We start from the raw sequence: 25,073 nt of genomic DNA on the forward strand, positions 1-25,073 counted from the left end.
AAAGTAACCTATAGGTAACTAGAATTTAGAAAACTTAATTTTTTATGCTATGTCCTGATAACATCATAACAGTTTGATAGGCTCGATTTCAAGAACTATTTAGAAGTATTGATAACGGATTAAGATTTATGAAGATATAGTAATTTTAGGACTGAAAATCCCTGTGTCGGCGGTTCAAATCCGCCTCTGGCCACCACTGCAAATCCCGGATTTATTCATCTTCTTTTACCATGCACTCTTTATTCAAGCCGTTACAGAAACTTTTAAACTTTTTTGATTTATCATAGAAAAAAAGGCTTTGCATGAAGGAGATAAAAAAAGAGCTTTTCAAAGTCATTGATAGCCTCAAAGATAAAGTTATCCACGTACGTAGAGATATCCACAAACACCCCGAACTCTCCCATCATGAAGAGCATACCAAATATTTAATCAAAGGGATTTTAGAAATCGAAGGATATGCGATTAAAGAATTTGCTACGCATCATGGTCTTGTAGCTGATTTAGTAGTAGATAAAAGTAAACCCTGTGTAGCAATTCGCGCTGATATGGATGCTCTGCCTATCCAAGAGCAAAATGAAAAACCCTATGCGAGCGAAGTTCCAGGAGTAATGCATGCATGTGGGCATGATGCTCATACAGCAATTGCAGTAGGAGCAGCAATTGCTTTTGCACAAGTAAAAGAGCAGCTTCCTTGCAATATCCGCTTTATTTTCCAGCCCTCAGAAGAGGTAAGCGATGGTGGGGCTGAAGAGATGATACGCGATGGTGCGCTAGAAAACGTCAAAGCTATCTTTGGGCTCCATGTCTATCCCTATCTCATGACGGGGCAAATAGGCTACAAGTACGGTGTGATGATGGCAAGTGCCGATACATTTACAATAGAAATATTTGGCAAGAGTGCGCATGGAGCTAGACCTCATGAAGGAGTGGACGCAATTTTGGTCTCTTCGATGTGTGTTAACTCACTCAACCATATCATATCCCGCCGCATCGATCCCCTCCACCCAGCAGTTATTAGTCTTGGAACCATTGAGGGTGGAACTGCGCCAAATATCATTTGCGATCATATAAAGCTAACAGGAACTGTGCGAACAGTGAATGAAAAGGTGCGCAAAAATATTCCAGCAATGATGGAAGATACTATTCATGGAATCTGCCACGCTATGGGAGCACAATATAAGTTTCACTATGAGTATGGTAATCCTGAACTTATTAATGATGATAAGGCAGTAGATATTATTGTAGAAGTAGCAAAAGAGATTATAGGCGAAGAGAATGTCATTGACTTACAAGATCCTGTCATGGGTGGAGAGGATTTTAGCAGATACTTAGAGATCGTTCCTGGAGCATTTTTTCGCCTTGGTGTGTGTAATCCCAAAAAAGGGACTTGTGTAGCGCAGCACCATCCAAAATTTGATGTGGATGAAGATGCGTTGCCAATTGGCATGAAGATTTTAGCCGCAGCAGCCTTAAAAGCAATGGGAGAGTTTTGTGAAAAATAGATTTTTTATTAAAACATACAACGATATCGAGTTTTTTAAGCCTGTACGAAGTTTTTTAGCTGAATTATGCGCTATTGTCTCTTTCCCACAAAAAGAGACTAATGATCTCATTGAAGCTGTACGTGAGCTTTTTGAAAATGCAGTAGAGCATGCCTATGAAAAAGATGAAGAGGGCATTATTGAAATCGAGTGTGAGATTTTTCACAATGGCATGAAAGTAGATATAAGAGATGAGGGACTACCATTTGATCCCAAAATTTTAGGACAAGTCCCATTAGATCTCAAAGAGAAAAACAAAGGGCTCAATCGCGTCTATTTACTCGTAGATAGTTTAAAATACTTCAATTTAGGATTGCATGGCAAAAAATTTTCAGTCATCAAATATGCTCCTTTGCATCTACGCCTCAAAGAGGAGATACCCTTTTATAGCGATATAGGCGATGATTTGGATCTCGTAGCAAAAGAGCATATCAAAGAAAGACTCATTGTACGCAGTTTTCAAGAGGGCGACGAGGTTGGCATAACACGGCTTATCTATAAAAACTATGGCTACACCTACTTCAAAGACATCTTCTACTTTCCTGAAAAAATAGTACAAAAAGAGCGCTCAGGCGCAATCCACTCCATCGTAGCACAAATTGATGACAAAATAGTTGGTCACTTTGCCCTGGTGATGGTACCAAATTCCAATACAGCTGAAATTGGCATCGCTGTAGTAGATCCCAACTTCAAAGGGATGGGAATTATGAAAGCGATGTTTGAAAAGCTTATCCAAAAGGCAAAAGAGCTGGGGCTCAGTGCTCTTTTTGGTGAAGCTGTCACATTCCATCCCTATAGCCAAAGAGCAAATGCGCGGTTTGGCTTTGCGCCTTCTGCTTTACAGCTTGGAGAGGTGCATCAGATGGTACGCCTCAAAGGGCATAAATACCCCTTTAGAGACACAAGAGGAGCTACTGTTGTAGAGTATTTAGTCTTTAAGAGAACACTTCGAAAAATATTTATCCCAAAACGCTACCAAGAGTGGATCCAAAAGACTTATGAACTTTGCAATGTACCATTTGCAAAGGCACAAGGAGAAAAGACCAAAGAGGAGATTGCTATTGAGCATAATGCTGCATTTAATATTACAACAATCGTTATTGATGGGGCTGGAGCAAATTTTGCAGAGCGCGCTACTGCTATTTTTGAAGAGGCTGTCAAAAAACATCCCGATATGGTCTATGCAGATATATGCTTGCAAAGTGTAGCAAATATTGATAAAGTGGTAGAGGCTTTGCGAAAACTTGGCTTTTTTTACTGCGGAGTACTCTTTTTAAGACGCCATGAAAAAGACTATTTGCGTATGCAGCTAGAGCTCGCTGAAAATATCGAAGAGCAAAATATCGTCTGCTACAGCGATTTTTGTAAAGAGCTGCACAGGTTTATTTTGGAGGATAAGAAGAAGGTTTGAGAAAGTTACTTTAAAAGTATCTCTTAAGTATTTTTAGATATTTACTCTCTTAACTAGCTACATCAAAACAATTTTCTTTTTATAGATAGAGTTTTTGAAATTTTTTGGCTGAAATCTCTAAAATTTTGGCTTTTTAATCACTTTAATACTTCCTCAATCAATTTTTCAGAAATCCTATAACCATTTTTCACAGCCGTTTCTAAAAACGCTTTCGCCTCTTTTTTTGTGATAAAACCCTTTTGTACATTAAGATATACGATACCAAGAAGTCCCACTATCTTGATACCTAGATTTTTTGCTATTTTTCTTCCCTTTTTCTCATCAATAATCAAAGGTAGATCTCTTTCCAAAGCCAATGCAATCGCTTCGCTCTCTCCTTTATCGAGATAGAACTCAAGATAGTGCAGTATTTCACTATTGTCTATCTCCACTGTTTCTATAAACTTAGGGATAAAATAATCCTCTTTGTACGTAATCTCTTCATGTACTTTTTTGGGAATATAGATTTTTTGAAAGAGGTTTTGCAGCAAATCTAATCTTTTTAAATCAAACAAGATTATCAAAGTGGTGCTATCGCTTACTACGATCATTATACAAAATCTTTCAAATTTTCCAGCTCCTCTTTGAAATCATAGTCAATCACATTCTTCCCGTTTATAGATATCAGCTTCATAGCATCTTTTTTCGATATATTCAAAGCTTTTGCCAATTCCCCCAGACTCACCAAGCCTTCTTCGTAAGCATTGATAAGGAGAGATGTTTTTAGTCCTTTTGTGATGATATCATCATTAAAAGATATGGCTATTCCCAAAGGAACGTTCCTTTTGGTTATTAATGTATACTCATTTTCCTCTAAAAATTTTGTTAAAGCCGATGGATTTTTCTGCAAATCTCTGATACCTAATGCTTTCATTACTAGTCCTTATACTTATATTCATAAGTATTATAGCACAACTGGTATTTAAGTACAATGTACACTAAAGTTAGCAATTTTAGATAATGTTAAGATTTTCGCAATTTTCCTTCCTAATGAATTATCATTAAATAATTTGAAATTGTACTTCTTTAATTTTCATTCATTCATCTATAGTTCCAAACACCAATCATAATTTTCAGCAATTTTAGTCAATATTTTGTTTCTCCTAAAGATGTTTATAATGATAAAATTATCTACTAGCATTTTCTCCCTTATGATTGTTATTTAAGTCCTGCTTTTCCTTCTTAGTCCCCTTCCTTTTTACTATTTTTTATATAATTGATCCTTATAATATTTGAGCAGGACAAATTTGCATCTCATTACTACTAGATCTCCAATACTTCTTTACATAATAGTTCTACCATTTCCTCAATAATATCAATATCACCAAAATTTTTTATTTTCCACTCTCTTTTAAATTTATGCTCACTATTATATAATTTAAAACTATTATCTTCCAAAACCATATAATCTTTATTATCAAACTTTAAATATGAATAATCATCTCCTTTTGCACTATAAGCAAAACGTTCATTATATTTTTCTTCCAACTTTTTTCCAATGGTATAAATAAATGGATTTATATGATATCCAATTAAATTATTATTATTAAGTTTTTCAACATTAAATTTATCTTTATTTACAAATATATTTATATCATTTGAAATAAACCTATTTTTATTATACTTTTCACTAAATTCAGAATATTTAATAAAATAATATCTCAAATTCTGAGGAGAATATTTAGAATAATTTATCATTTTTTCTAAACTGCCTTCTTTTATAAAAGTATCTAAAAACTCTTTTAAATTATCTTTATTTTTTTCATCTTGGAGTATCCTATCCCAATATTTTTTTCTTCCAAAATAGTATCTTTTCCCCCAATTTGTCAATCCAGGTAATTCAATTGTAAAATCATTGATGCTATACCAAGCCCTGATAATTAAACTATCCTCATTTTCAAAAATTTTTCTTATTGATTTACTGTATTTATCCAATAAATCTATATTCTCGACTAAAACATTAGAAATATTCCCTTTAAAATATTGAAAATCATCTAAGCTATGTATAATAGTTTTATATCTATTATCTTTTAAAATCAATTTTGCTTTTTCTATTTCTTTATTAAAAGCATCTTTTCTAAATGAAAATTTTGTTTTTGTTAGTTTGGAATATACATTATCACAATTAATCATATTAAATGATTCTAAATATGATTTTATATTTTCATATCCTATTGTTTGCCTATAAATTACACCTTTTTCATATTTTTTATCACTTAATAATATATTTTTCATTACTTGTACAAAATCTTTTAGTTTTTCGTCTATATCATATCTCAAAATATAGTTTATAACTTCAAATACTATAACTTTTTGTGCAATGTTATTTAGCTCTTCTTTCCAAAAATTTTTTATTTTACCAATATCCAACATTTCAATATTGCCATTAATAAACTTGATTGCTTCATCTATTTTTTCTAAATTATCAAGAATATCTATTAAAAAGTTTTTGTTTTGGATTAAAATATCTACTATTGTATAAAAGTCAAAACTGAAATTTTTTGTATTTTCTTTATAATAAAGCATTTCTGCTATATACGATAAAAATTTATAAAAATCTACTTCAGCATTTTTTTCCGATTTTTTCCAAAAAAAATCTAACCAACCGCTATCAAATTTTGGTTCAGGTTTAGTGTTTTTCTCAAATTCAGCTTTGAAATTTTGAAAATCATTCAATGATTTTCCTCTTGCGTTCATTTTAATATACAATTCATCGCCTAGTTTATATTCTTTTAAATCAAAAAATTTAAATTCAATATCTTGCAAATCTATTAATGAAACATCTTTAAAATACTCCTCAATAACTTCCAAAGCATTTAGCATTGCATCAATCGTAGGATCATTTCTCCAAGATTTAAAAAACCAGTTACTATTTTCTATTTGAAAAACAATATTTTCTTTTTTTAAATTATCCCAATTTTCAACTAAAGCTTCTAAAAAATCTTTTGAAGTATTCCTAATATCATACGTAAAATTATTAAATTCTTCTAAAAACTCATTTTCTAATGACACATAATAATATATTAAAAAAAGAGTAGTTAATCTTTGTTGTCCATCCAATGGAATAAATTTATCACTTTTTACACCATATACAAAATCCAAGAAAACTTTATTGGACAAGTTATTTTTAATATATTCTAAAAATCTTCTTAACTTTTTTTCTTCTCTTTTTCGACCTTGTGCATAATCTCTTTGAATTTTTGGAATTTCAATGCCATTTTTTAATACATCTAAGAATTTTTTTGTCTCCATTTTATTCTCCACCAAATGACTTTAGTCTATTTTTTATCTCTTCAATATAACTTTTTTTATCCTCAATTTCCCATTTATAGAGACTTTTTGGTTCTTGCGTGAAATATTTTAAGAACACCAACTTCGTTGCAGGTGGCACAAATTTCGAATCTTTGTCTAAATTTATTATCTCTTTTCGTTTGTATTTAAAAAAATTATTACCAATTGATGAATTTATACTTTGACTTAAAAGTGTTAGATTTCCTAAACTATCATCATCATAATCGATTATTTTTCTTATTATTTCATTATATTTATCCACATCTTTTATCTTTAAAACATTTTCTATTTCTTCTTTATATTTTTCATCATCTATATACCCTTTTAAAACCTCCTCTTTTTCTTCTTCACTCATCTCTAAAGGATTTTGTGGGTTAATATGCTCTAGACTCCATTTCTCTTTTTTATGTAAATCGAATGGATATCTAAAAAATCTACTCTCTATTGATATTAGAATATTAAATAAAAATAAAATGTCTGATATTTTACTTTTGTTTTTATAATAATCCAAATCTTCAATTTTATCAATATCTTTTATAATAATTTCATCTTTTAATCTTTTTAAAAATTTATCTTTAGATAGATTTTTATACCATTCAATAATTTCAGCAATACTCTTTGATGTATTTTTATTAGTTAGATAGCCTACTAAATGGTAGTATTGTAAATTATTATATAGTTCTTCAAACACTCTATAATAATATTTTACTTTCTTCCATAATTTTCTTGCTTTATCATAACTATCAATATACTCATTAAAAATATAAAAACTTCTTTTTTCATCATCATTTTTTAAATTTTCGATTTCTACTTCTAAATCATCTGCTATCAAATCAAAAATAAATTCAATTCTTGAAGGCTTATCGTATTTTTCTTTAAATAAAAAGTGAAAAAATCTGTCATTTTGCAAAGAAATTTCGATATTATCCCATTCTGACACCAAAATATTTTGCTCTTTTTGTATAATATCTTTATTATTATGTCTTTTTTTTATCTGGAACAAAAATAGCGCCTTAATTAGCTCTGCATTAGTAAGAGGTATTTTACCTATATTTAACCTTGTAAATACATCTTCTTCTTTTTCATTCTTTTCTATTTCATACCAAATAAATTTTATACCATCATTTCTAGATTTAGATAGTAATAATTCAGATAGCCTTCTTGGAGTAATTTTGTTATTTTTGATACTTTCATTTAGCCAATTTTTAATAAAATGAAAATTTTTATACATGTACCAAAAATCTATGTTTTTTTTGGCTTCCTGTTCATTTTTCTTGGATATATCTTCCAAAAACTCTTGAGATTCTGTTCTTGTTTCATACTCTATAGTAAAAAAATCATTTACTTGATATTCTTCTTTTAACAAATTTTCTAAAGCTTTTAAAATTAAATAAATAGTAGTTAATCTTTGTTGCCCGTCAATAACTCTAAAATATTTCTTTTCTTTTTTCACTACCAAAGGCTGTAAACAGTAAAAATCTTCCTTTTCAGCATTATTTTCAAATTCAGCAAAATCCTCTAATAGATTCTTAACTTCGTTCTCATCCCATCTATATCCTCTTTGATATGAAGGAATAAAAAAATGATAATCTTTTTTTTCAATTAAATCATTAATACTAACTAAGGGTTTTATTTCCATTTACTCTTTACTCTCCTTTTTCATTTTTATTAACGATAATTATTTCAAGTTACTTTTAATTAATTGTAAATTTAAAATATTAAAGTAAAAATCTATCTAATATTATCTTATAAAAGAAGAAAGTTTTTATTTTATATATTCATATTTTTTGAAAATTTCAATAAATGAATAGCTAAGAAAGCCCTTTAAATTTCTTAAAATTAGTAAGTATTAGATCCATCTCATCTTTAAAAAGTGCTATATAATCATCTGAAAGTCCGATTGTTCCAGAAGGATGGGGAAATGCAGCTATATCGCAATTTTCAAAACTTTGAAAGCCTATTTTAAACCGCCTTCTTGGAAAATCTTTTTGAATAAATTTTAAAGGTTTTGTTTCTTTACCCATAATTTTTTCAAACTCATTTTTTACATTGGGATTATTTAATACTTTAATCATTACAGCTCCCAAAAATATTATCAATCTTGGTTTGAACTCACGAATATGAGCTAAGAAATTATCTTTGCAATTAAGTAATTTATGATATCTATTACCTTTGAAGGCATGATTCTGACTATCACACCAGTTGGTTTGCAAAATAGTCTTCTCAAATTCTCCATTATTTCTTTTTAATGGATGTCCCCATAATCCAAACCATTTGATGATTCTTTCATCATATTGATAATAGTGCTTTAGTGAATATTTTTTATAAAGATTAACTTTATTTGAAAATGTGGAAGGCTCTTTTTGAAAATCTATCGGATTAATTTTTCCATTTTTATATGCTTCTTGTTCCTCTTTTGAAAATCCCCACTCATACCCGCATAACATGATACCTTCTTTGTCGTTATATCCTTTGAATATTGAATTACCTATATTCCATTGCATCCTCATATCTCCTTTAATTACAATCTAAAAAACTTCTGATTATCTATTGTTATCTCGCTCCAAAATGAAAGCTCTGTAGTTATAATTCTTAATCCAAAAAACTCTATCACATGCCAAAAAAGTCGGCAAACTTCCATATTATTTAACTCTCTTAAATGATATAAAACACCATCTTCAAACATCTCTTCTGTATAAAACAGTTCTAAAAATTGCTCATATCCTAGCAATGTATCAAAAACTTTTACTTGTATTTCAATATTGTAATCACTTATTTTTTTACTTTTGATTTCTCTCAAGGATTCTTTAACTCGCTTTCCTAGATCCTCTTCTATTTTTCTAAAAATCTTGTCTTTTTTCTTTGCAATTGGTATGAGGCTCAATCTATACTCATCATATACTTTCCAAAATTCCTCTATGCTCAAATTTTTTCCATCTTTTTGCAGTTCTAAATCTTTTGTTAATGTTACTCCAAGCTCAGTAATGGTAAAAGGTAAAAGCTCTGGCTCTTGCAAAAACTCTTTTTCTTGGTTTCTTACTTTTTCAAAATCAATGATCCAATGTTTGGCATAAGGATCCAAAAATATAAACTCATTATCACGATCTCTTAAAAAATATTCACAAAACTTTTCACCAAACTTTTCAACAATATTTTTAGGAATAGTAAATTTGCTATAATCCCACAGTAAAGATTCAAAAAGTTTTTCTATTTCAAACACTGTTTCATTGCAAAATCTAAATCTCAAATAGTCATACAGCTCATCCACTTTTGGTGTTTTTATTTCTATAAATTTATTATTTTCCTTTTTAAAAGGAACTATCTCTAAATCGGGATAACCCGAATAGAGTATCCAAAGATAATAGATTCCCTCTTCATCTACAAAAACACGACTCATTTGAGAATTACTACGATTTATATTGCAGATTCTTAAACTCATTGTTATTCTCCATTATTTACTAACAAGATCTAAAATATTCCCATAATACTTCCCTGCCTCTTTTGCCCGTTTTATCGTATCCATAGTGCCAGGTGAGTTGTATTTCATATAAGAAATCACAATATCTGCCATATCTACCATATATTGATTGCGAGCAAAAAAAGAAGATCCTATGTTTTTATAATGTTTTGAAATCTCTTGAAAGCCAGCGCTCTTTTTTGTATACTCCAAAATCTCATCATATCGGATGGCACTCTCTTTTCTTGCTCTGTGCCAATAGACTTTATAGGGAATTGCTGCAAAAAGAGCCAAGTGTCAAGTGCAACCTAAAAATGTACCAAGATGCGAAGTGAAAATGTACCACTTTGAAACTAAAAATTGTTATCGAGTCCAGTAAGGACACCAGCTTTTCTTTTTTGCTTAAGCCTGTAGCTTTCACCTTGGATATTGAGTATATGGCTATGGTGAATAAGCCTATCAAGTATTGCTGTAGTTAACGCTTCATCATTGTTGAGCACCTCCTTGAATTTTGTAAAAGATAGATTGCTTGTAATGATAATTGATCCTATTTCATACCGTTTATTGATAACCTGGAAAAAGAGATTGGCCTGGTTTTCATTGAGCTTGATATAGCCAAATTCATCGATAATCAAGAGTTTTACCGTATTGATAACCTTTTTGAAATAGTGCTGCAACCTGTTGGTCTGCTGCGCAATCTCAAGTTGTAAAAGCAGATCTGCTGCAGTGATGAATTTTGTTTTTATTCTTGCTTGTGTAGCAAGATATCCCAAAGCTATGGCCATGTGGGTTTTCCCAACACCGCTTGGTCCAATAAGCAGGATATTTTCGGCATTCTCTATAAATCTTAAAGTAGAAAGTTCATTAATAATATTTCTATCTACCGCAGAAGATGAGAAATCAAACATCTCTATGGTCTTTACTTTTGGAAAGCCTGCCATTTTTAGTGTTGTTGCTTTTGAACGCTCTATCTTCTTTTGATGTTCATATCTAAAAAGCTCAAGCAAAAAGTGGCTGTATGAAAGATTCTTTTTAGCTGCTTCTTGCGCTATGGATGAAAAGCTCTCTTTAATGGCAGGAAGTTTAAAAAGCGCAGCATACTCTTGTATCTGTTCATTTATACTGTGTATCTCTTTATGCATGGCAAACTCCCAAAAGCGCATCATACTCCTCTAAAGAACTCTTAGCTGTATTATGTATGTTTATGCTGTTTTTATACTTTTTATTTGACAAGGAAAGCTTTTTATCTATGCAATTGTCATATTCTTTTTTGTTATGCAAGCTTTTTGGCTTGGCTGAAATTATTAGCGGCAGCAGAACTTTTTGCTCTTTTATAAAGAGCTCTTTTGGTTTTTGCTTCGTTGTTGCGTGCACTCTATTATGAACAATTTCAAGCCACTGAAATATCTGGCTGTTAAGAAGCTTTGTATCTATAACAAGCGAAGAGTTTTTGAGTCTTGCTTTCAAAGGAATATAGAAGTTTCCTTTCATATAGCCTATAACTCTCTCTACCTTCCCTTTTGTTTTTGCCCTGTAGGGTTTACAAAGTTTTGGAATAAATCCATACTCTTTGGAAAAATCCAAAAACCTCTCATTAAATCTGTGTTTTGCATTCCCGTAAGCGTTATGCTCTATCACCACGCTTTTGAGGTTGTCGTAAAGAATGGTTCTAGGCACTCCCCCAAAGAAGGCGAAAGCCTTTTTATGACAATCTATAAAACTATCAAAGCGCATATTGTCTGTAAAGCAGATAAATGCGTATCTGCTATAGCCCAAAATCATCGCAAAGGCATAAATGGGATTCTTCCCTCTTCGTATCACCGTCCAGTCAGCTTGCGCCTGCTCGCCCGGATCTGTCTCAAATCGCACTACCTCTTCCTCTTTTACGCTCATATGCTCTTTATAAAGCCCGCTCATAAACGCCTGCAATATTCTTATCTTCCCCTCATACCCTTTTGCTGTAATCTCCCGGTATATTACCGTTGAAGGAATTTTATCCGGCAACCCTTGAGTTATTCTCTTTTTTATATACTCTTTGTATGGATCGAGCTTCGATTTGTAAACTCTCGGTTTTCTTGGCAGAAGCTTATCCTCTTTGAGTCTTTTGGATACGGTTCTTCTATCAAGTCCCGTCATCCTTGCAATAGCTCTTATGCTGTATCCTTGTCTGTAAAGTGTATGTACCATCACAAACTCCTCGTATGTAATCACTATTGCCTCCAAATATTTTTGGAAGCGATTATATTCTCTTATATTTCCTCATCTCATGGATGGTACATTTTCATCTTGCGTCTGTGGTGTATTTTAACATTGCAGGTGACACCAAGCCATTATTCATGGCGTAAAGCGCAAATATCTCATCCACGCCCCTCGCCATTCCTGAAATAAACACCACACCATTTTTCTCAATATGTAAATTTTCAAAAACTTTTTCCATCATCAAATCTATCTCGTTATAGACTTTTTCAAAAACCTCTTCATCATACTTTCTATAATCGATTAGCTTTTTGCCGTTTGCTTTTTCTATGTTTACATGTCCGGTAATTGCTATTTTCATGGACTCTCCTTTTATGAAGCAACAAATCCCACTTTTTTGTTTGAAGCTATATCTTTTATTGCAACTTCATCTTTTAATCTTTGAAGAAAATCTTTTATATCTTCAATCGGTCTAAATCTACTTTGTCTCACAACCGCCGCAAAGTCTCCAGGAGTTAAGAATAGTAGATTTTCAACCTCTTTTTTTACGCTATTTTTTGGGTTTGGAAGTCCTAATTCTTTGCAATAGGCTTTGAAAATCTGCCATGATTGGTTTTTAGTTAAAAAGTCAAACTTGAGCTTGAGATCAAATCGTCTCAAACTTGCTCTATCAAGATTATCAATAAGGTTTGTAGTGGCTATGAAAATGCCATCAAAGTTTTCCATTTGCACTAACATCTCGTTAACTTGACTCACTTCCCAAGAGGCTCTCGCATGCATTCTCTCTTGCAAGAAACTGTCAACTTCATCAAAAATAAGCACTGCATCACTTTTTTTAGCCTCTTCAAAAGCTCTTGCTATATTTTTTTCTGTACCTCCCACCCACATGCTTTGTAAATCACTTGCTTTTTTTAAGATGAATGATTTATTTAGGCATTTTGCGATATATTTTGCAAAAGCACTTTTGCCTGTTCCTGGAGGTCCATAAAGACAGAGTCTTGCGTTTGGGTGTTTTTTGATTCCTTGTGTGAGCTTCTCAAGATCAGTTGTTGTATTGACAAATCTTGTATCGTACACTTCCGGCAAAGATGCGCTATCTTTTTTTGTAGATATAATCTCCTTATACCCTTGTGCTTTGAGTGTATTGTTTATAATACGGATAAAAATATCTTCTTGCTCTTTTGTTTCAATATTTTTTACAACTTTGGAAGCTCTGCTTATAATTGCCGGAGCGATATGTTCATGCTCTGAGAGTGCTTCAATTGTATTTTCATTTAAAAGATTATGGGAGTATTTTTTTATTATCTTTTTTCTTTGATTTTTATGGGGTATAGGCAACTCTAAAACATAATCAAATCTTCTAATAATCGCACTATCAATACTATCAATGTTGTTTGTTATCCAAATTGTTGGCAGATCGTTATTTTCCAATGTTTTATTGATCCAGGCTTTATTTTCCTGTCTTTTTGGTGCAAAAAGAGTATCGCTTTTGTCAAAAATATCTTCTGCTTCATCGTATAAAAGAAGGATATTTTTATTAGAAAGAAGTGCTTGAGCGGCTTTTAAAGCGCGAATACGTCTATGTCCGTCAATGGCTTCATCCTCTTCGTCTGCGTAACTCACTTCAAAGAGCTCCAATTGCAAACTTTTGGCAATAGTTTTTGCAAACTCCGTTTTTCCGGTTCCTGGAATTCCATAGAGTAAAATATTTACACCCTTTTGTCTCTTTTTTATTGTATGTTTGAGATAGTTTAAAATGGTATAAGCATCTTTTGAGATATATTCATAATCTTGCAATGACAAAGTCTCTTTACTATCTACTTTTCTTATGATATCCTTTAAAAGTAATGTAATATCTTCATCAAACGTGCAGATATTTTCAACAAATTTTTCTGAAATCACCTCTATTTTGTCACTAAAATAGCCTTTATAGGAACTTATAGAAATAATGCCAGACTTTACGAGCCTGCTATCAGGTTTTAGTGCTTCATTGATATGTGATATAGGAATATCAAGAATCAGGCTCAAAGCTTTTCTAAGACGCGTGAAATTGAAAGTTTCATCCATCATATTCAAAGCTCTTTCTAAAATGTCATAATAGTTCATAAAAATTACAAATTCCAAAATCGCAATTTCCACCTCATTAAGATCCATCAATGAAGCAATTTTTTTAAGATTGTTTGTTAAAACTCTATGAGAAGTAAAAATTTTTCTTTTTTCTAACTCAGTATATTTTTTATGAAGCTTTTCAAAAACTTCAGATTTTTTAACATCACCACAATTAACATATTCTTCTAAATCCAAAAAATAGGCAAGGGAATCGTGATGGAATCTACTGTAGGAGTCCAAAAATGTATTAAAGCTATCAAGTCTAAATATCACTCGCAATATCCAAAGAGTGATTTTATCGCTAACCTCTTTGTCTACATATTTCCAGGAGTTAACACCGCTTCTTTTTTTTATTCTCATTGCAGACTCCTTTAAATTTTCTTCAAGAAGTTTGGCACAATAGGATGACAACATTATGTCATCCAAAGGGGAGAGGATTTAAAATTCGCTGAGATAGGATTGAAGATCTTCTTTGATCATCTCATCAAGCCACTTTGGCTCTAAAACTTTGATGTGAGGTAACCACTGTTTGATGATGGGGATAATCTCCATCTCATGTGTGATTTTGACTGAGATCTCGATACTATCGTCTCGATCTTGACCAAGAATTACTTGTGATGGAGCAAGTGGCTTGTATTTAAAATATTTGGCAACTTTTCCATCGATAAAGAGACGCACTTCAAAAGGCTTGGCATCTGGATCGAACCAGATGGAGAGGGCTTTTGAGATCTTTTCATGAAGGTTTTTAGGAGGAGTAAATTTTCCGGTGCCAATTTTTACTTGAGCAATTTGGCGCAAAAGATACTTTTTTATCACTCCATCTTTCATATCTTCAGCCACCAAATACCAAAATCCTTGAAAATTGGCAATTTGAAAAGGCTTGGCTGTCACATCAAAAGAACTATTTTGCATGGTGTATCTAAATTGAATGATATTGTGCTCTTTGATAGCTTTTTCAAGTTCCATCAAAGTAGGCAGCAAATCATCTATATTTTCCGTATCGAGTCTCGTGTAATAGGGATTGAAAGCGTTGATTTTTTTTAAAATTTTATGCGCTTTTTCATAAAAAGAGCTGCCTTGATTTTTGCTCAAGTTATCCAGCATTTCCAATACGGCGATCTCTTCTTCACTCCAGCCACTCCTTTGCTCTTCGATCCAATCAAGACGAAAAAGATCTCCATCTTTTTTTAAAGGAAAATAGGCTAAACGCTCATTGACATATCTTTGCATCGTTCGTTTGGAGACCTGACACTCCTGGGCCAACTCTTTCATAGAGAGCGTCTCACCATCATAGAGCCTCGCTAAAATTTTTGCAAGGCACTTATTTGCTTTTTGGTATTTTTTTATTCGTGATTCTTTGGTTGTGTGGTGTTGTTTGTTGAAGGGGCTTTTTTTCAAAGGAGACCTTTTTCTTTTTTATATTTTTCTATGAAGTTGTCAATATCATCTTGAGTTTGCTCTATTAAAGATTTCAATTCATTGACATAATATGAAGCAACTTTATTTACACCTTCTATAATTACCTTTTCATAAAACTCTAGTTGCCACATTCCTCCATAAGGTTCTTTGAACCATTTCCAAACTAAATATTCCTCACTGCTTTCAAAATCAATATTCTCTAATTTTTTTTGTATTTCTAATAATTCTTTAAATTTTGTTGGATTGTATCCTCTAAAAGGAATATTTTTATTTTTTTTAATAATACCGTAGGATATGTCATAATAATCTTTTATGTCATACTCCAAAGAATAGCTCAATATTGGTTCATCCTCATTATTTAGTAGCCAAACATCTGGGAAAAACAAGAGATGCCCTAGTTTTCTTCCATCTAAAAATCCTTTATTAATTATTTTATAATTTTGAAACGATTCTTCATTTTCTATTTTCTCTTTTAACATATCATATATTTTCTTTGCAATCATTGCCCTAATAGGTTTTCTGATTTGCCTTTCAAAATTCTCCCAAATATCCCATGCAATCTCAAAACTCTTTTTAGTTTCCTCATCTACAGGAAACTTAACTTTTGAAATCTCTTCTTCTCCAAAAATTATTTTTGTTATTAGCTTGCCCTTATCCATCTTAAAACTCCTCCATTTCTTTGAAATTTCTCTCTATCCATTCTTGAAAGTCTTTGACGAAAAATTTCATCTTTTGACTCTCACAATTTTTGTAGCACTCTTTCAGCCATGGAACTAGTAGCTCTTTATATGTTGTATTGAAAAAATTATCTGAATTTTTATGTTTTTGGGAAATGCTTATAGGATCTCTTTTTGTCCCCGCAAGAAATATAAGTAAAAAGTCCTTTTTTCTTCTTTCTAAATAGTTGTAATAAGCTTCTAATTGCTCATCTTGCTCATCTGCCCATGGTTTATTTTCAATGGCAATAATGAAATCATTAAATTCTATTACGATATCTATTCTTCTATTCTCATCTGTTGATTTTTCTGTAGCAATTACCACACTTTCTGTGCTACAAAATAGATCTCTTTTCGATAAATCTTTGAGTTGTTTCAAAAAGAGTTCTAAAAATAAAGATCCTTGTCCATGGATCCCATTTGGTTCTAATAAAATTTTGAGTAGCGTTGAGATTTTATTCTCATCTGGACTTATAATATCAATGAAATTGAAATCTGTTGAGAGGTATCTATCGATTTCTCTTTTTACTTTTTTATAGAGTTTATACTCAAAAAGTACTTTTTGAAAAAATCTTTTTAAATTTTTTTCATAGGTAATATAATAGCTCTCATATTGTTCTTGGGCATTCTGAAAAAAATTTGCAAGATCTCTTTGAGAATACATATATTTGCCTTTCAGAGGGAAAAATATTGCTTATTTTTCCTTATTTTAAGGAAATTTATATCAAAAGCAAATAGATTTTTTGATTATTACCATCCTGCACTAATACAGATTCTTGATAAAACTCTTGCGCAATTATTCCTGCTAATTCTTGCAAAAGTTTTGATGAAACATTTGATACTAAGATACATATAGATCTTTCACTATACTGCTTTCCATTTCTATCAAGAAATTTACCTTTAAAGAAATTACCTACTCTCCAGTTCATCTCAGCATTGTTATATTTTTCATTAAATTCTGGCAGTTTTTTATCTTTTGTCAAAATATCAATCAATGTTTGCCATTTTGATTTGAGAAAATTCTCCGTTGTATTTTTCGCTGAACTGTCTCCACCAAGTGTTGCATTAATATCGATAGAAAATATGATAACTCCATCAGCGAATTTAAAATCATCAGGAATAATAAAAATACTGCTCATTTTTTCTCGTACTATTTTAGCTGCTGCGACTTTAGCCATAGAAGGGGCATTTATGGGAACATGAATACCTAAGATATCTTTTGTAACCTCTATAGCTTGAGTATAAAATACCGGATCTTTTCTAACTAGTTTTTCGATAATTTTAATCATCTGTTTCCTTTGATTTTGATATAGATTCAATCTACATCGATCCTCACTGGGATGCATTTATCGCTATTATCTGGAAATTTTCCATTGTGATAATCGCTCAATAACTTTTCAAACTCTTTATGGAAAGAGAAGTTGTTTTTGTATTTTTCAAAATCATTCATAATGATTTTTGCAATCTTTTTTGCATGCTCTTCACTATTTAAATAACCGCCAAAATATTTATCTAAAACTTTGGCTACTATATCTTTTATTGCCTCATAGCTCCATTCAATTGAACATAATTTCGAAGCAATTACAATGATTTCAATATCGTACTCATCCCAAGCAACCCAGGAAATCTCAGCAGGATCATTTTCAAGGAAAGCTTTTTTGGTCAGGAAAAACATCAAAAAGTATTTTTCTTTATATTGTGTCAACGCATTAATGGCTATAGCATTATATTTATCACTCGTAAAAGAATAAGATGCATAACAATATATATCTTGAATCAAGTTTTTATCCATATCTTCTCCTGTTATCTTTTTTCGATTTTTAATAAATTGCCATCGGTATCAAAAACATAAACCTTTCCCTCGCAAAAAAATCTGTATACTATAATTTTCCCAAGTCCCTTTATCTCACCGTTTGTTTTTTGATAATGTTTTTTTATAGTTTCGGAGACTATTTTTAATATCTCTTTTTCGCTTTTAAAAATGAATTGCATAGGATTTATTGAGATTATTCCATGCTTTTTTACTATGAACATATACCATCTTTATCTATAATTTCTTTCTGGAGCTGTATCGGGAGTAATAAAACATTTTTCAAACTTATGAATCTCCTCTTTTTTTCTTTCTTCATTTTCAATCTCTTCTCGGAGCCTGTTTTTCTATACAAATCAGGGTGGTTTTTTCTTTCAGTAAAAGAGTGTTTTTACGTTATTTTTCTAAAACTTGTTCTAATTTGTTTCATAAAGTAACATATGAGAGGTTGGTGGTGGATGAAAGAGGGCTTCACAGTGAAGACTTGGAAGATATTATTAAAAAATAAGAAATCCTATATATCAAAGAGTATAATGTGCTTTTATGAGTCTTTTTAAATGTCAAGATATTCGAGTTTTGCTTCTATATTTTGAAATCCCAACTCTTCTAACGCTTTTTTATATTCATGCAACTGGGAAGAGTAATCTTTCTCTTTCCCTGTTTTGAAATCAACTATTATCCATTTATTTTCATTTTTATAGAGTAGATCTATTCTTCCTGCTTGTCCTTCAAGCTCATAATTTAGTTCAAAATATTTCTCTTTCGCTTCTTTTAGTTCTTGATAGGTTTTAGATTCTTTAAACTTCTCTATCTTTTGTTTTATAAGATCTTCATATTCCCATAATGCATACTTATCTATCACTTTGTCGATATACTTTTCATCAAAATCATCGTGATAAAGCTCAATAATCTCATGGACAGCCGTACCTATTAGTGCTGCTACGTTCAAAGAGCCTATATTGATATTTTCATCATTTGTTGGAAATGAAAGTTTTGGTAATGGAGGAACTATCTCATACTCTTTATGCTCTTTGGTCGGTTCGATCTCTTTTAAATCATCTGCTTTGACTATATCGATTTGTAGTTTTTCCAATTCTATGTTTTCTTTTTCTTGGAGTTCTTCAAAATTTTCATCAATCGCACTTAAAATCATTTGAGCATAGGAGTTGTTGGCAGGTTTATCGTTTATAGAGATAACAATATTATGTTTTGCACGAGTCAGTGCAACATACAAGAGCCTCTTCTTCTCTTCCATGTGTTTAAGTTTAGAAACGATTGACAATACTCTATAGCTAATTGGTTTATATTCCTTTATTTTAAATCCCACTAAAACATGCTCTTTGCCATCCAAATCGGTGAATTTTTCAAACTTGATGCCTTCACTGCTAGACTGCTTTAATAAATCTTTCGAAGACTGCGCCAAAATTACCATAGGATAGTCAAGCCCTTTTGTAGAGTGGATGGAGCAGAGCTCTATGGAGTTGGCCATTTCACTTTCATAAAAGGCATCCTCCTTTTCGGCTTCAAAGATATTAGATTCTAAAATATTAACGATTTTTGCCAAGTCATATCCATACTCGTTCTCAAGTGCTATGATTTCGGATATAAGCTCTTCAATGTTTGCCAGGGTTTGCTCAAAGTTATCATACGTTAAATATGCTCCACTCTTTACAAAAAGGTTTCTTGCTAATTGGTGCGGAACTTGAGATAAATAGTCTTGCGGAATAAATTTTTCGATATCTATTTCTTCATTTCTTTTAAGAAGCTCATAAATATCTTTTTCTTTAAAATGCAAAATATTACTCTTCAACGCTCCTACAAGATAATATTTGGTAAAGTCGTTTAATGCTCTTTTATCCAAAGTGATGGTTTTTAGTACAAAAAATATATCTTTTATCTCATCTTTTGACCAAAAATTGTCTCCACCGCTTATTTTGCATTCAATTCCATATTTATTTAAAGCCTCTTTGTATGTTTTTATCTTTGTTTTTGCATCGAATACGATAGCTATCGCTTTTTCTTTTTTGTCTATGTACTCTTTAATTTTTGGATGTCTTTTGCCTTCCATTATGGATTTGATATATTTAGCAATATTCTCCGCTTCTTTTTCATCCAGTGTGTTTTCATCATCTTTTGATGTAATGAGAAATTCAACATTTCCTTTTTCCTTGGAGTTGGGATCGAGTTTTTGAAAGCTAGCAGAAAAGTTATCTTTTATAAGGAGATCGTTATTTGCGAAAAGTTTTTCAAAAACAGTATTGACGAATTCCAGTAAATCTTTGTCACTTCGGTAGTTGACGCTCATATCTTCGCTTTTTCCAAACTTTTCATCTATAGCTTTTTTGAAAACCTCTATCTCTCCTCCTTGGAAAGAGTAGATAGCCTGTTTTTCATCTCCTACGATGAAAAGATTTGTATCTTTAGAAATCAAGCTTGCTATCTCATACTGCAAGAGATTGGTATCTTGAAACTCATCAATCATGACATATTTATAAGAGAGATTGAGTTTTTTAATGATCTCAAAAGCATATTCTATAATTTGATCAAAATCTATCTGACCATTTGCTCTCAATCGCTGATCATATGTGGCTTTTATAGCTTGGAGTATTTTTTGAAATCTCTTTAAAATATCATCAAATATCTTTTCTTTTCCCTCATCATAGACAAAAATTTCCTCATTTATACTGTCCCTAACCACTCTGACATTTGCATATTTTTCTCTATGAACACTGTTTCGATAATCGAGATTTTCCCCAATACGACTTAAAATTAAATCTTTAAAACTTATAGCATCAAAATTTTTCAGATCTTCTATCCAGTCTTTTATCCCAGGTATCTCTTCGTCAGCTAAATTTATAACCTCATCATCTATATCAAAATGAAAATTGATAATCAAATCTTTTAAAACTTCCTCGTCATAGTTGATGTTATCGAAGCTTTCGCGAGATTTTTTGTTGAAGAGATATTTTCTGATTAGTGATTTTGATTTGAAGAGAGAAACAAACTTTGAAATTTTTAGAACATCTTCTTCATACTTCTTTGAATTCAATGTATCATAAAGCACCTCTTCAAAAATCGCCTCTTTTTCACAATTTCAAAAGAGTTGGATAGACTTCCCAGTGAGAATCAAACAAACAGGAGGAAGCCTATCCATGAGCAATAATAGCAAAAAAGAGTTAAAAATATTTAAAGAGATAATGACACAGTTTGTAGTAGAGGATGATCCACTACTTGCAATGCTAAAATAGATGATGGAACAGTTGATGCAAATAGAGGCAGAAGCAAAAGTTGGAGCCAAAAAAGGTGAGCATAATAGTGAGAGAAAGAACTATTTTAGCGGTTACAGACCAAGAAGATTCGATACGCGTTTAGGAACCGTATATCTGATGGTTCCAAAGATCAGAAAAGGAGGCTATATTCCTTTTTTCATTACAGAAAGAAAAAGAAGTAAGCAGGCTTTGATTTCGATGGTGAAAGAGGCGTATGTGAATGGAGTTTCAACAAGGAAGATAGAGCGTTTGACAAAAGAGCTTGGGATTGAAAATATCAATGCATCTCAGGTGTCACAAATCAATAGGGGATTGGACGAGCAAGTTGAAGAGTTTCGCAACCGTTCTTTGGAAAAAGAGTATCCTCTCAAATGGGTTTGCTTTGTATGAAAAAGTGAGAGACTATGAAGGGAGAGTAGTTTCTTCGGCTATCATGGTTGCCTATGGCGTTACACGAGAAGGTAAGTGTGAAGTATTAGCTATTGAGCCATTCAGTGCAGAAACTACTGAAATGTGGAGACTCTTTTTCAACAAACTCAAAGAGCGTGGTGTAGAAAAGATTGCATTGCTTATCAGGGTTGCACATCAAGGAATCCAAAAAGCTTTCAAAGAAGTTTACCTTGGTGCATCCTGGCAACGGTATAAAGTGCATTTTATGAGAAGCATATTAGCCCATGTTCCCCATAAAGCAAAAGAGAAATTTGCAGCAAAACTCAAAACTATTTGGCTACAAGAAAACAAAAAAGATGCATTGGCAATTGCACAAATTATTATTGAAGAGTTTGGTAAAAAATTTCCCGAAGCCATTGAAACACTTCAAAATGGTTTAGAGGATTCATTACAGTTTTATCACTTTCCACAAATCGATCTTGTGCTTGCACTCTCTTTGAGAAACGAAAAATCAGCTCTACAAATGTGCTTGAAAGGATAAACAAGGAGATACGAAGACGTTCAAAAGTTGTATCAATCTTTCCATCAAAAGAGTCATATCTTAGTCTTATTGCCACATATCTGATGGAATATACTGAGGATTGGGAGGTGGATAGATGCTACATTCAACCTGACAAGCTTCAGCAGATTATGGAAATCTATGAGGTGCAGCTTCTAAAAGCTGCTTGATATGCAATGAAATATTTTTTCACTGGGAAGAAAATTGCGAACAAATATTGACATTATCGAATCAGTTTATTGAGTATGTTTGTGAGAGATTTGTAAATTTGCATAAAAAATTCATAAAGAAGATTTCAATAAATTGAAAAGTTTTATCAAAAAAAGATTAGATGGAACTAAAAATTTTTAGGATAGAAACCATTTGTTATAATGCCCATGTTAATATAAATCGATATAAAAATTTAATTCTAAAATGAGGTGACTCTTGGAAAACAGATATGAAAAAAGATTTTGGGATATACTTGAAGACCTTTTTGCTGGTGCAGAAGTAGAAGGACAAAGTGGTTATGTTAACCTTTTAAAAGTAAAAAGAAAATATTTTAAAAATTATCTTCGACCCAATTTATTGGATTTTATTGACAAAAATCTACAAGATTTTTCCGATTTCAAAGAGGAGCTTTATGACAAGCTCTATTCATTTTTTCATAGATATTTTTCAGAGACAGGAAGCATCTACTTTTCTTATACGCCACTTTATTACAAATTATATGAAAAAGTTTATCATAATGACAAAGCAGAGTTAAAAGAGATTATCACTTATAACACAGATTATGAGCAGATAATTTCAGATAAAGAAGATGTTTCTTTGTTTTGGAAAACACACATGCTTTATTATATAAAGACAGATAAAATCATCCGCTCTATGAAAGTAGAGTTTCCAGAGGAAAATCTCTTTTTCTATTTTGATGTTTCAGAAATTGAGCTAAAAAGAGCGAATGAGAAAAAAGAGTTGATTTATGAACTTGCAGAAATAAAAGAAGATGGGTTAATAGTTTTAAAAGTTTCGTATTCTGAAAATGGAAGAAAAACTAAACCTGAAGAGATACTAAAACAAGTAAAAAAGAAATATAAAAACATAACCGAAGAGATACTAAAAAAAGCTATCAGGACTTTTGAGAAACAGGCAAATGTAGACTATTTTATAAATAAAAATGCAGAAAAATTCTTAAAAGAGCAGTTTGATTTATGGATGTATCAGTATCTCTTCTCACAAGAGGCAACTTTTGACCAAAAAAGATTTCAACAGCTACAAGCATTGAAATGTATAGCCTATAAAATTATTGAATTTATATCTCAGTTTGAAGATGAGTTAAAAAAAATTTGGGAAAAGCCGAGATTAGTATTTAATTCAAATTATGTAATAACACTTGATAGATTGGTAAAAAAAGAAGGTGGAAATGAAATAGTAAACGAAATTATAGAGCAGTTGAAAGAACAAGAAAAAGAATTTAAAGAATTAAAAAAAGAACTTATTGGAAAGAATGATTTTAAAAATCAAATAGAAGAATGGTATATATTAAAAATGATTGATGAACCCTTTAAAGTAGATGAAATTTTACAAAATGGTTTAATTGAACATAGTTTGAATGAAAAATATCAGTTTTTACCAATCGATACAAAATATTTTCATGGTATAAAAGAAAAGATCGAAAATATATTTAATGTTTATGATGTAAATGGAGATTTAGATGGAAGATTGATAAAATCTGAAAACTGGCAAGCATTAAATACAATGCTTCCAAGATTTAAAGAAGAGGTACAAACTATATATATAGATCCACCCTTTAATACGGGTAATGATTTTGATTATGTAGATAGATTTCAAGACTCTACATGGTTAACTTTAATGGAAAATAGATTGAAACTTGCAAAAGAATTTTTAAAAGAAAACGGAGGTTTTCTTTTACATTTAGATGAAAATGCAAATTATAGGGGAAGGGAATTATTAGATATAATTTTTGGGAAAACAAATTTTAGGAATGAAATTATTTGGGCATATAGAACAGGTGGGGCACCATCTAAAAATAATCCATTATCTAAAAAACATGATCATTTATTATGTTATTCAAAAACTGAAAAATTAAAATTTAATAAATTAAAAGAAAAAATAATTTATAAAAAACCTTTTTTTACTACAGAAAAAGATGAGCATGGTAATTATTTTGCATTAGTGAATTTAAGAGATTTTTGGGAAGGAGAGTTTTTATTACATGATGAAAGAAATAATATCTTTGAAATTGATGTTAAGCCAGTAATAAATGTATCAGAAGAGAGGGTTGAAAATTTTTTAACTCAAAAACCAGAAGGTCTAATTAAGTTGATAATTTTGATTTTCTCTGGTAAAAATAATATAGTTTTAGACTTCTTTCTTGGAAGTGGAACGACTACTGCTGTAGCACATAAATTAAAGAGAAAATGGCTTGGAATAGAATTAGGGGGACATTTTTACACCATTATTTTACCAAGAATGAAAAAAGTTTTAGCATATGATAAGACAGGAATTAGTAAAGAAAAAGATATTAAGGAAAACTATAATGAGAAAAAAGCAGGGGGTTTTTTTAAATATTATGAATTGGAGCAATACGAAGATATATTAAAAACAATAGATTATGCTGATACAGATTTGAAAGAATATTATGAAAAGTTAAAAAAAGTTTTGGAAGAAGATTTTACTTTTTCAAACGCAAACCCGTTTATTTTCGATAAAAAACTAGCAAATGCTATCAAAATAGAGGATGGGAAAATAAACATAGATTTGAAATCCCTTTATCCTGATAAAGAGATAGATATTAAAGAGTCTCTTTTCTTGCAAAATTTAGATGAGAATGAAAAAAATATATTGAAACTTTTATATATTGGATAAA

Annotated in this window: 21 protein-coding genes and 1 pseudogene; 4 read left to right on the forward strand and 18 right to left on the reverse strand. The window is 31.2% G+C overall.

Annotated elements, in window-relative coordinates; genetic code table 11:
* Positions 1-302 precede the first annotated feature (302 nt).
* Both JG738_RS08745 and JG738_RS08750 read left to right on the forward strand, forming a co-directional pair.
* A complete protein-coding gene (locus JG738_RS08745; RefSeq protein WP_201337533.1) occupies positions 303-1,502 on the forward strand; it encodes a M20 family metallopeptidase in 1,200 nt (399 codons plus the stop codon).
* Positions 1,492-2,952 (forward strand): GNAT family N-acetyltransferase, encoded by a 1,461-nt coding sequence (locus JG738_RS08750; protein ID WP_201337534.1) that lies wholly within the window; start codon positions 1,492-1,494, stop codon positions 2,950-2,952. The genes JG738_RS08745 and JG738_RS08750 overlap by 11 nt, the downstream gene beginning before the upstream one ends.
* Positions 2,953-3,089: 137 nt before the next feature.
* On the opposite strand, the gene JG738_RS08755 is transcribed toward JG738_RS08750, so the two are convergent.
* The 18 genes from JG738_RS08755 to JG738_RS08840 all read right to left on the reverse strand — a co-directional run bounded on the left by JG738_RS08755 (position 3,090) and on the right by JG738_RS08840 (position 21,038).
* A complete protein-coding gene (locus JG738_RS08755; protein WP_201337535.1) occupies positions 3,090-3,542 on the reverse strand; it encodes a DUF3368 domain-containing protein in 453 nt (150 codons plus the stop codon).
* Positions 3,542-3,865: a UPF0175 family protein gene (locus JG738_RS08760; protein WP_201337536.1), complete on the reverse strand. Its 324-nt coding sequence runs from the start codon at positions 3,863-3,865 to the stop codon at positions 3,542-3,544. Before JG738_RS08760 ends, JG738_RS08755 begins: the two co-directional genes overlap by 1 nt.
* 389 nt (positions 3,866-4,254) lie before the next feature.
* Positions 4,255-6,243, reverse strand: a complete 1,989-nt coding sequence (locus JG738_RS08765) for a DUF262 domain-containing protein (RefSeq protein WP_201337537.1) — start codon at positions 6,241-6,243, stop codon at positions 4,255-4,257.
* Position 6,244: 1 nt separating this feature from the next.
* Entirely contained in the window at positions 6,245-7,921 is a 1,677-nt protein-coding gene (locus tag JG738_RS08770; RefSeq protein WP_201337538.1) for a DUF262 domain-containing protein, read from the reverse strand.
* A 172-nt stretch (positions 7,922-8,093) separates the two neighbouring features.
* On the reverse strand, positions 8,094-8,786 hold the full coding sequence (locus JG738_RS08775; RefSeq protein WP_201337539.1) for a hypothetical protein: 693 nt from the start codon (positions 8,784-8,786) through the stop codon (positions 8,094-8,096).
* Positions 8,787-8,803: 17 nt separating this feature from the next.
* Positions 8,804-9,721, reverse strand: coding sequence for a hypothetical protein (locus JG738_RS08780; RefSeq protein WP_201337540.1), 918 nt, complete (start codon positions 9,719-9,721; stop codon positions 8,804-8,806).
* 12 nt (positions 9,722-9,733) lie between these two features.
* Positions 9,734-10,033 carry a hypothetical protein gene (locus JG738_RS08785; protein WP_201337541.1) on the reverse strand — a complete coding sequence of 100 codons (300 nt, stop codon included), beginning with the start codon at positions 10,031-10,033 and terminating at the stop codon, positions 9,734-9,736.
* Positions 10,034-10,092: 59 nt separating this feature from the next.
* Positions 10,093-10,902 (reverse strand): IS21-like element helper ATPase IstB, encoded by an 810-nt coding sequence (gene istB / locus JG738_RS08790; RefSeq protein ID WP_370583670.1) that lies wholly within the window; start codon positions 10,900-10,902, stop codon positions 10,093-10,095.
* Complete coding sequence (gene istA, locus JG738_RS08795; protein WP_201337008.1) at positions 10,874-11,962, reverse strand: IS21 family transposase; 1,089 nt, start codon at positions 11,960-11,962, stop codon at positions 10,874-10,876. The genes istB and istA overlap by 29 nt, the downstream gene beginning before the upstream one ends.
* A 58-nt stretch (positions 11,963-12,020) precedes the next feature.
* Positions 12,021-12,296 carry a hypothetical protein gene (locus JG738_RS08800; protein ID WP_201337542.1) on the reverse strand — a complete coding sequence of 92 codons (276 nt, stop codon included), beginning with the start codon at positions 12,294-12,296 and terminating at the stop codon, positions 12,021-12,023.
* 11 nt (positions 12,297-12,307) lie between these two features.
* Positions 12,308-14,404, reverse strand: coding sequence for an ATP-binding protein (locus tag JG738_RS08805; protein WP_201337543.1), 2,097 nt, complete (start codon positions 14,402-14,404; stop codon positions 12,308-12,310).
* A 78-nt stretch (positions 14,405-14,482) separates the two neighbouring features.
* On the reverse strand, positions 14,483-15,442 hold the full coding sequence (locus JG738_RS08810) for a YafY family protein (protein WP_201337544.1): 960 nt from the start codon (positions 15,440-15,442) through the stop codon (positions 14,483-14,485).
* A complete protein-coding gene (locus JG738_RS08815) occupies positions 15,439-16,122 on the reverse strand; it encodes a hypothetical protein (protein WP_201337545.1) in 684 nt (227 codons plus the stop codon). The genes JG738_RS08810 and JG738_RS08815 overlap by 4 nt, the downstream gene beginning before the upstream one ends.
* A 1-nt stretch (position 16,123) precedes the next feature.
* Positions 16,124-16,843, reverse strand: a complete 720-nt coding sequence (locus JG738_RS08820; RefSeq protein WP_201337546.1) for a PD-(D/E)XK nuclease family protein — start codon at positions 16,841-16,843, stop codon at positions 16,124-16,126.
* Between the two features lie 55 nt (positions 16,844-16,898).
* Complete coding sequence (locus JG738_RS08825; protein WP_201337547.1) at positions 16,899-17,468, reverse strand: hypothetical protein; 570 nt, start codon at positions 17,466-17,468, stop codon at positions 16,899-16,901.
* A gap of 26 nt (positions 17,469-17,494) precedes the next feature.
* Entirely contained in the window at positions 17,495-17,971 is a 477-nt protein-coding gene (locus tag JG738_RS08830) for a hypothetical protein (RefSeq protein WP_201337548.1), read from the reverse strand.
* Between the two features lie 11 nt (positions 17,972-17,982).
* Entirely contained in the window at positions 17,983-18,213 is a 231-nt protein-coding gene (locus JG738_RS08835; protein ID WP_201337549.1) for a hypothetical protein, read from the reverse strand.
* Positions 18,214-18,542: 329 nt separating this feature from the next.
* Positions 18,543-21,038: an exodeoxyribonuclease V subunit beta gene (locus tag JG738_RS08840; RefSeq protein ID WP_201337550.1), complete on the reverse strand. Its 2,496-nt coding sequence runs from the start codon at positions 21,036-21,038 to the stop codon at positions 18,543-18,545.
* Positions 21,039-21,141: 103 nt separating this feature from the next.
* On the opposite strand from JG738_RS08840, the pseudogene JG738_RS10650 reads away from it, so the two are divergent.
* Positions 21,142-22,377, forward strand: a pseudogene (locus JG738_RS10650) (IS256 family transposase).
* Between the two features lie 256 nt (positions 22,378-22,633).
* The gene (locus JG738_RS08860; RefSeq protein ID WP_201337554.1) at positions 22,634-25,072 is read left to right on the forward strand and encodes a DNA methyltransferase; all 2,439 of its coding nucleotides are present in this window, start codon (positions 22,634-22,636) and stop codon (positions 25,070-25,072) included.
* Position 25,073: the final 1 nt, after the last annotated feature.

It is taken from the genome of Nitratiruptor sp. YY08-26 (genome assembly GCF_016593215.1).
GTDB lineage: Bacteria > Campylobacterota > Campylobacteria > Campylobacterales > Nitratiruptoraceae > Nitratiruptor > Nitratiruptor tergarcus.

Bases quoted from the DNA above. Each gene is read 5' to 3' on its own strand.
- istB (WP_370583670.1), bottom strand. From the start codon at position 10,902: ATGCGCTTTTGGGAGTTTGCCATGCATAAAGAGATACACAGTATAAAT.
- JG738_RS08770 (WP_201337538.1), bottom strand. From the start codon at position 7,921: ATGGAAATAAAACCCTTAGTTAGTATTAATGATTTAATTGAAAAAAAA.
- JG738_RS08815 (WP_201337545.1), bottom strand. From the start codon at position 16,122: ATGGATAAGGGCAAGCTAATAACAAAAATAATTTTTGGAGAAGAAGAG.
- JG738_RS08835 (WP_201337549.1), bottom strand. From the start codon at position 18,213: ATGTTCATAGTAAAAAAGCATGGAATAATCTCAATAAATCCTATGCAA.
- JG738_RS08780 (WP_201337540.1), bottom strand. From the start codon at position 9,721: ATGAGTTTAAGAATCTGCAATATAAATCGTAGTAATTCTCAAATGAGT.
- JG738_RS08830 (WP_201337548.1), bottom strand. From the start codon at position 17,971: ATGGATAAAAACTTGATTCAAGATATATATTGTTATGCATCTTATTCT.
- JG738_RS08775 (WP_201337539.1), bottom strand. From the start codon at position 8,786: ATGCAATGGAATATAGGTAATTCAATATTCAAAGGATATAACGACAAA.
- JG738_RS08760 (WP_201337536.1), bottom strand. From the start codon at position 3,865: ATGAAAGCATTAGGTATCAGAGATTTGCAGAAAAATCCATCGGCTTTA.
- JG738_RS08755 (WP_201337535.1), bottom strand. From the start codon at position 3,542: ATGATCGTAGTAAGCGATAGCACCACTTTGATAATCTTGTTTGATTTA.
- JG738_RS08820 (WP_201337546.1), bottom strand. From the start codon at position 16,843: ATGTATTCTCAAAGAGATCTTGCAAATTTTTTTCAGAATGCCCAAGAA.
- JG738_RS08800 (WP_201337542.1), bottom strand. From the start codon at position 12,296: ATGAAAATAGCAATTACCGGACATGTAAACATAGAAAAAGCAAACGGC.
- JG738_RS08805 (WP_201337543.1), bottom strand. From the start codon at position 14,404: ATGAGAATAAAAAAAAGAAGCGGTGTTAACTCCTGGAAATATGTAGAC.
- JG738_RS08745 (WP_201337533.1), top strand. From the start codon at position 303: ATGAAGGAGATAAAAAAAGAGCTTTTCAAAGTCATTGATAGCCTCAAA.
- JG738_RS08765 (WP_201337537.1), bottom strand. From the start codon at position 6,243: ATGGAGACAAAAAAATTCTTAGATGTATTAAAAAATGGCATTGAAATT.
- JG738_RS08825 (WP_201337547.1), bottom strand. From the start codon at position 17,468: ATGATTAAAATTATCGAAAAACTAGTTAGAAAAGATCCGGTATTTTAT.